This window comes from Desulfobacula phenolica, assembly GCF_900105645.1.
Classification (GTDB): domain Bacteria; phylum Desulfobacterota; class Desulfobacteria; order Desulfobacterales; family Desulfobacteraceae; genus Desulfobacula; species Desulfobacula toluolica.
Genome location: NZ_FNLL01000021.1, coordinates 20,270 through 28,001, shown reverse-complemented (window position 1 = coordinate 28,001; position 7,732 = coordinate 20,270). Strand labels below are relative to the sequence as shown.

The window sequence follows — 7,732 nt, the reverse complement described above, 5'->3', positions numbered from 1 at the left end:
AAAACTACCAGGCGTTATTTTTATGAATGAGCTTATAAAAAAAGGAGGTGTTATCTTTAGCTTTCAAGAGCTTCGCACATAGCCGGAATACGATCCAGATATTACTCGTTTTTTTATAAATATCTTTTTTTATGGATTGGTGCGCTTAAAAGTCATTTTTTTAAGATTTTAGGTGTTGCTATAGAAATAAATTTATGCCACCGTTCGTTATTAAACGGAGCTTGTCTTGTTTTTTTACTTCAGACACCTTCTAATTGCACATAACTTTTGTTCTGACCGCGCGGTTCGTTCCCAAATAACCGGCTTGCCCGGTTGAGTTTGATTGTTTACCCGACGGTTGTATAAAAAATGAGTAAAATAGTAGTAAAAAAAACTTGAGGTAGCCCATGAATAAAGGTTATAATGAGTTTGCGAAACAAAAAAAAACCTTATTCAGGAGGCCACCCCAAGTGAAGTCCAGTAAAGCACAAATTCATACTAAATTCCATAAAATTCCTGAGATTAAATTCGAAGATCAGCAACTTACTTCCTTTTCAGGTTTGTTGATTTTCCAACTGTTTTTTAAACGGATAGAATTGAAAGATAAACTAAAAAAATGTTTTTCCAATTTAAAAGTATCTCCCATTTTCGGTCATCATTTGGTTGTGTTGCTGCTGATTATTCACTTGATATTGGGGTTCAGGAGGTTGAGAGAAATTGATTATTATCGGGATGATCCTCTTGTTCTCCGCTTAATGGGATTGAAAAAGCTTCCAGATGTTTCAACCATTTCAAGAAGTCTATCCCAGATGGATACTCAAAGCATTGCAAACCTTCGTCGACTGTCCAGATTATTTGTAATCAATGGGCTCCAGCGGGAAAGCTTTGGGAGGCTTACCCTGGATTTTGATGGTTCGGTTTTATCTACCAAAGGGCATGCTGAAGGGTCTGCCGTTGGATTCAACAAAGTCAAAAAGGGTGCCAGAAGTTACTATCCTTTATTTTGTACTATAGCCCAAACAGGCCAGTTCCTTGATATGTATCACCGCCCCGGTAATGTTCATGATTCAAATGGTGCCGCAGATTTCATGCTCCGGTGTTTTAAAAAAGTTAAATCTCAACTACCTGGAACTATCATTGAGTCCCGGATGGACAGTGCCTTTTTCAATGAGGAGATTATCTCTTTAGTGTCTGAAAACCATGTTAAGTTTACAGCTTCTGTTCCATTTGTAAAGTTTGCCGAGCTTAAAAAAAAGATTGAAGAATGCGGTGCTTGGAATGAAATTAATAAGAAATGGTCATATTTTGAAACTCAATGGAAACCCAAATCCTGGAACACTGAATTTCGATTCGTATTTACCAGGAAGAAAGTCAAACAACAACAAAAAGGCCCTCTCCAACTGGATCTTTTTATACCACTTGATTTGGAGTATGACTACAAGGTGATTGTGACCAATAAAACTGACGCTGCAAAAGCAGTCGTTTTGTTTCACAATGGCCGCGGCTCTCAGGAATCCATATTCGGTGATGCTAAAACAGATACTGCCCTCGGCGTTATTCCATGCAAACGGTTAGCATCAAACCAGGTTTTTACAATTGCTTCCATGATGGCCCATAATTTCTCACGGGAAATGCAAATGGTAGCGCATCCTGCAGCAAGCCGCGCTAAACACAAACGTCCAGCTGCCTGGAAATTCAAAAAATTGGATACTATCCGGCATCAGATCATCCAAAGAGCGGGTCGTTTAATTCGACCTCAGGGAAAACTCACTCTTACAATGAGCCTAAACCAGGCAGTTAAAAAAGATTTACTCCATTTTATGGATGTGTTGCAAAAAGCGGCGTAGAAATGAAGTGATTTCTGAAAAATTTTATGCAACATTAGGGTAGAATACGGTTCAATCATTCCCCCACTGCCGGCAGGACCATATGCAAGCTCAGACGGAATATACAGTTCATATTTTGAACCCTCAGCCATAAGCTGAAGTGCTTCTGTCCAGCCTTTGATTACACCATTCAGTGGGAAACTTGTTGTTTGTCCACGTTTGTATGAGCTGTCAAAAATTGTACCATCAAGCGTCTTACCTTCATAATGCGTTTCAACGGTATCTGTAGCAGCAGGCTTTTTTCCGATTCCTTCAGTGAGTACTTTATACTGAAGTCCGCTTTCAGTATTTTTTACCCCCTCTTTTTTACTATTTTCTTCAAGAAATTTCTCTCCTGCTTCAATATTTTTTTTCCCTGATTCCATCTGTTCTGCCTGTTTTTTATCCTCCATTGCTCTTTGAAAATTTTGCATAGTGTGCTGCATTTCACCAACAGGCATTTGGGATTCTTTCCCGTTAAAAGCTTCAGCAAATGAATCCGCAAAAATTTTAGGATCAATTTCAAAGCCCTGTCTTCTAAAATCACCACCTATACTTTGTCCAAGAACATAACTGACCTTATCTAAATCAACTTTTATTTTAATTCCCTATATATAAAATATTTAATAAAGACTCGAATATACACAAAAAGGAACCAGATTGCATTAATAAAAAAAACAGATCCTTGTGGTTCATTCAGTTACTATCCAAACAAAGTACATATAAAACAAGGCTATGATAAAATGATATATGAGCACAGCGAATGTATTCAGGTTGATCAATTCGTTATGATTATTACTGAGATATTTACTTTTGCTTAGCTCTCTTAACTACCTGTACTTTTAATGTTACTTCACCATATCCCAAACACTCAACTCCCGTGTCAGGGCAACGAATATAACGCATAAAATGAAAATCATTTGGAGATAATCCCTCACTTAGTCTTTCATTTATCAACGCTACGGGTACTACTAATTGTGAAGTCAGATATACGCACATTCTTTTGGGACAAAGTTTTGTGATAAAGTTACCATCAACATCTATAATAAACTTTTGCCCTATTGAATGCTCAGAATTGCAATTGCAAGCCTTAACAACTTCAGCTTCTATTGTATATAATGAGGATGCTTCAGATAACCGCTCAACTTGTCTAATTCTGTGCCCACCATCATGAAATATTTTTAACTCATTTTCAGAATACCCTACACGCTCACCATATTTCCTTATTACTTCTTTTGTCATAAGTGTTTCTCCAATGTTCAGTTAAAATCATAACGGAAAGCTGAGGAGCCGAGTAAGGATGGTGAAAAGCTTCAAAATCACTATTAATTATGAGCATTGCTTCACTTCAAAAAGTTGCAATTTTCCCGGTCTCCTCCAGCGTCATGTTATCATATTTTTTACTTCTTATCCCAATTTTACCGCCAAACAAATCTACAAGGAACTGACCAGAATCTGGCTTACTCATTATCATACGCCCAACATGGCGTACTTCATATGACCCTCAAAGTAATTTACAGTCTTTTGGAAAAAAGGCCCTGCAAATGGGTAATTCTCTAAGAAAGTGTAAAGTACTTTTGAAGGATGCCAAAATAAAGCTGCAAATAACCAGTAAAAATTAAACACAGCGGAATTTGCAGCGTTTAAATCTCAAGTTATTTGTCATCATAAGCAAGTTTCTTTGTTAAACCAACAAAAGATTTCATTGTGCAAACTAAGGGTTCAAGATGACTAAAACTCACTACTCAAGGGTGCGAAATTTGAATGATTAAGCTTATGCATGACGACCGCACATTTCTTCATATTTAGGTTTAAAACCGCTAAAGCATAATTTCTGATATAATTTAAACATAAACGGTGGTTCGACAAAATAATACTTTGTTTTCATATATCCAGATGGGATATTGACGCGTGAAACTTCAGGTCTTTTTTTTGATTGATTTATTCCTACAGGTACAACAGTGCAAAATTCAGCTTTCAAATCCAGCCCCTGAACTAATTTTTTGCCTGAAGGTTCATATATATTAGAATTACCAACAAAATCGTACGTTGATTTTTTCCAGTCAAGCATGGGGTAAAATCTCGGATGAGTCATGGGGATGTTAATTGTACCGCTTTGATTTACATATACAACAGGTACTTCTAATGTTTTGGCATACTTCTGCGGTACAACTTCCGAGGCTAAATAAGATTGATATTTTAATAATTTGTTAAAATAAAACGTATCCGGATATTTAATATCCGGAAGAAAAGTCCCCCACAAAGCAACAATAATAACAAGTTCCACACCGCTTTGTTTAAAGCCTTCATATGTTTCCTTAAAAAAAGAATCAAAACAGATGGCACCGCCAATTCGCCCGAATGGAGTATCGAAAATTCCAGGGCCTGGTTCATCGCATCGTTTCCATACGAGCCGCTCTTGAACGGTCGGATTTCGTTTGCGATATATTTGAAGACTTCCATCATATCCAACCATTACCATGGTATTATAAAAGTCCCCTTCATACTGCTCATAAATACTTGTGATTATAAATACTTTGTTTTTTGCAGCCTGATCTTTTAACCAATATGTGGTAAGACCATCAAGAGGTTCTCCCAGTTTCATCAATTGCTCTTGAACAAACAATCCTACATTAAACATTTCAGGCAATACTACAAGCTCCGCACCGTCCTTAACCGCTTGAGAAATAAGCGCATCCGCCTTTATCAAGTTTTCATTAACCTTCAATGGTGCTGCATTCATCTGAACAATACCGATGTTAACCATATATTTCTCCTTGTTATCTATCGCCCGGCTTCTGCTTTTTCTTTTTTAGTGTTTATTTCATTACCAGTGATATTTTGGTTTTACATCCCCCATTTGGGGTAAGGTAGAAAAAAATGTCTTTTTCCATAATCGTTTATTTAAAAATCTATATACTCCTATGGCTATGAATGCTGGAAACTCGGTATTTCCAGCCTTTTGTCTGATTACGCTATCAATATCTGCATGAATATCAGGCTCGCCAACCACGCTGTCTGTATATAACCTGCAATCATCTTTTCCATTCCAGTCTATTCCCCATGGAATGTTCTCTGGAGCGAAAAAGATTTCATATGTTTTTTTATCAAGAACCGAGTCCAGAATGGTCCACCGTTTATTCAAAAAGGCATTAACCATACAATGGTTATAAGGCGAATTTGCCAGATGATATAAATTTCCAACCAGGGGTTTAATAAATTTTCTGTGAACCGGTATCGTGACGAACTGTGCCTGAATATGATTACACCTGAGCAATGCAATAAGAAGAGTTGATTTGCCCCAGCAAATACCGTATCCCTTCTTTAATATGTCCGATGCTTTAACTTTGTAGAGATCATATCCGGTCACAATATTGTCCCGAACATGATAAAAGGTTTTTTTTGCAATCTCAACCGGATCATTCGTCTTTTCAGCCAGCTTTTTTGCCAGTTTTTGAATTTCCGGATGGGCGTAATCACAATAATAAGTTTCTTTTAAGGTTGTTTTCATTTTTTCTCCTATTAAATGATTCCTAACGTATAAAATTCCATAGATAGATGGGTTGGAGAATTTATACTCAGATCACAAAATATATTTATCTCTTGACAAACAAAAGAGAAAGCGCCAAAAACGACCAAATAAGAGTTGATTGCGTCAATATGGAGTTAGGCAATGATAAAAATTACCATACTTGCTTTGGATAATGTTTTAGCGTCTTCAGTGATGGGTACAATGGATACTTTTGGTCAGACCGGAGTGACATGGAATTTTATAGCCGGTCATGATGAAGTATCATATTTTGATATCAATATTGTGACCCAAGATGGGAAACCAGTTAAAACCAGACATCAGGCTGCAATATATCCAAACGGTTCCATCCAGGATATTGAATCAACAGATTTAATTATGATCTCTTCATTTTCTGATTATAAAACAATAGAAACAAGTGGAAAAGCAATTGAATGGTTAAGAGAACAAAACAAAAAGGGGACAACTATCGCCGGTATTTGTGCAGGCGCATATATTCTTGCAGAAACAGGATTGCTCAATGGAAAAACCGCGACGACCCACTGGGGATTTGCTAATGATTTCAGAAAGCGATACCCGCAAATTAATTTGCAGTCTGAAAAAATAATAACCGATGAAGGAAATTTATTGTGTTCGGGGGGTTGTAATTCCTACATTGACCTTTCAATCTATCTGATTGAAAGATATTGCGGTCAGAGCATTGCTCTTGAGAGTTCAAAGGCAATGCTTCATGATATCGGCCGGAATTCTCAAAAACCCTATACTGTTTTTCAGTTTGCTAAAGATCATGCTGATTCTAAGATTAAATTAATACAGATATGGTTTGAAGAAAATTACAATCAAAGAATTGATATTGGAGTTCTCGCTAAAAATTTTGGACTGAGCCGCAGAGTTCTTGAACGCAGATTTAATGCTGCAACAGGGAATACGCCTCTTCTTTATCTCCAGCGGTTACGGGTTGAAATTGCTAAGAACCTACTTGAAAAAACGTCTAAAACGTTTAGTGAAATCGCCTTTTTTGTTGGGTATGAAGACACCAGCTTTTTTAGAAAAATATTCAAAAAACATACAAAGCTTCTTCCAAAAGAATACAAAACAAAATTTTTCCGGGCGATTGAAGTGCTGCCCGGCCATTAAGATAACGCGGCGCAGCCGCCTGGAACATTTAAATCACCGGCTTGCCCGGTGCATTTGCGTTTGTTGGATATTTTCTCTAAAAAGTAGCTTAACCTCGGTTACAGTTTTTTTTGGGGGAGGATCAAAGTACCTTGAAACCAAACTCTGACTTCAATAAAACCAAGCACTTCAGGAGAACAATTGATGATGATTGTTTTTCAAAATAACGAATTTTCAATATATAAAAATCTTTCACTCCCTTTGGAGTAGAAATCTTGATTTCATCCTCCACTCGTTTTCCTGACATTGCTTTACCTAAGGGCGAATCCATACTCAAAAAACCTTGATTAATTGACCCATAAAATTGCCTGTCCAACAGGGCTATTGAAGAATCTTGAATGGACTTCGCATTTACACATTAACAAAAAAAATGTATTCAGAGGAAGGTTTGTTTCTCCTATCAGGCTTTCAAAGTTGCCTCCACCCTTAACAATCACCATATCTACTGAATTAAGTACGTTCAAAAATTTTTGAGAGCATCTTGAAAGCATAGTTCCTGGAAGGGGACCAGCTATCCCATTTGTAATGACCTGTGCAATGTCTGGGAATCCTATATCGACAGTTTCATCATATGTGATATCATTTAAAGCCGGGCTATTCCTTACTGCATAATACATTTCCATATGGTGTTTTTCTTTTAAAGTTTCAATCAGGAGTTTATCCATAACAGCTTCACCTGCATTATCTGCAATTAGTAAAAGTGATTTTGAATTTTTAAGCTGAGATGAGAATTTTTGATAACTTTCAGTATTTAAAGGAATCTCTTTTGTGTAAGCCAGCAGGACTTTTTTTAAATTATTTTCAGGATTGTCAGATAACATTATATCTATAGTATTCCCAAAAATTGAAAGTTTTGTTGCCATCAAAATCGGGTCGTCACAATTTAGAACATGATCTTTTAATTTATCATAAATTGATAACAATTGTGAATTTGCTTTTTCTTTAATTGTTATAAAAGGGTCTGCCACACCTGTTTTATCAATTAATTTTATTAATATTTTTTCAACGAGTTCTGCACTTGTAATGTCCCAAATGTCATTTTGCGTCATTATGGACTTAACAAACTCATGATAAATTTCTCTTAGCTTATAAGGCTCAAGGTTAAGAGACCGTAACCCGTTTAAGCTCATCTTTAATACACATGGAATACATTCTTCTTCTACTTTCATTTTATTTTACTCCA

Annotated in this window: 8 protein-coding genes; 2 read left to right on the top strand and 6 right to left on the bottom strand. The window is 36.5% G+C overall.

The features are described from left to right. Positions 1-449: 449 nt before the first annotated feature. Positions 450-1,826: an IS1380 family transposase gene (locus BLT94_RS20645; protein ID WP_175530440.1), complete on the top strand. Its 1,377-nt coding sequence runs from the start codon at positions 450-452 to the stop codon at positions 1,824-1,826. Here the strand turns inward: BLT94_RS20645 and BLT94_RS20640 are convergent. The 4 genes from BLT94_RS20640 to BLT94_RS20625 all read right to left on the bottom strand — a co-directional run bounded on the left by BLT94_RS20640 (position 1,736) and on the right by BLT94_RS20625 (position 5,355). Further along, entirely contained in the window at positions 1,736-2,443 is a 708-nt protein-coding gene (locus BLT94_RS20640; protein WP_092238460.1) for an FKBP-type peptidyl-prolyl cis-trans isomerase N-terminal domain-containing protein, read from the bottom strand. The genes BLT94_RS20645 and BLT94_RS20640 overlap by 91 nt on opposite strands. Before the next feature lie 208 nt (positions 2,444-2,651). Further along, positions 2,652-3,086, bottom strand: coding sequence for a hypothetical protein (locus BLT94_RS20635; RefSeq protein WP_014955727.1), 435 nt, complete (start codon positions 3,084-3,086; stop codon positions 2,652-2,654). A 532-nt stretch (positions 3,087-3,618) separates the two neighbouring features. Beyond that, positions 3,619-4,611 (bottom strand): carbon-nitrogen hydrolase family protein, encoded by a 993-nt coding sequence (locus BLT94_RS20630; protein WP_092238457.1) that lies wholly within the window; start codon positions 4,609-4,611, stop codon positions 3,619-3,621. A gap of 60 nt (positions 4,612-4,671) precedes the next feature. Beyond that, the gene (locus BLT94_RS20625; protein ID WP_092238454.1) at positions 4,672-5,355 is read right to left on the bottom strand and encodes a transglutaminase-like domain-containing protein; all 684 of its coding nucleotides are present in this window, start codon (positions 5,353-5,355) and stop codon (positions 4,672-4,674) included. A gap of 162 nt (positions 5,356-5,517) precedes the next feature. Here BLT94_RS20625 and BLT94_RS20620 point away from each other — a divergent pair, with 162 nt between their 5' ends. Then, a complete protein-coding gene (locus BLT94_RS20620) occupies positions 5,518-6,510 on the top strand; it encodes a GlxA family transcriptional regulator (protein WP_092238451.1) in 993 nt (330 codons plus the stop codon). 121 nt (positions 6,511-6,631) lie between these two features. Here BLT94_RS20620 and BLT94_RS22705 read toward each other — a convergent pair whose 3' ends face one another. Both BLT94_RS22705 and BLT94_RS20610 read right to left on the bottom strand, forming a co-directional pair. Then, a complete protein-coding gene (locus BLT94_RS22705; protein WP_407641571.1) occupies positions 6,632-6,796 on the bottom strand; it encodes a hypothetical protein in 165 nt (54 codons plus the stop codon). Positions 6,797-6,836: 40 nt separating this feature from the next. Next, positions 6,837-7,718 carry a damage-control phosphatase ARMT1 family protein gene (locus tag BLT94_RS20610; RefSeq protein WP_092238448.1) on the bottom strand — a complete coding sequence of 294 codons (882 nt, stop codon included), beginning with the start codon at positions 7,716-7,718 and terminating at the stop codon, positions 6,837-6,839. Positions 7,719-7,732: the final 14 nt, after the last annotated feature.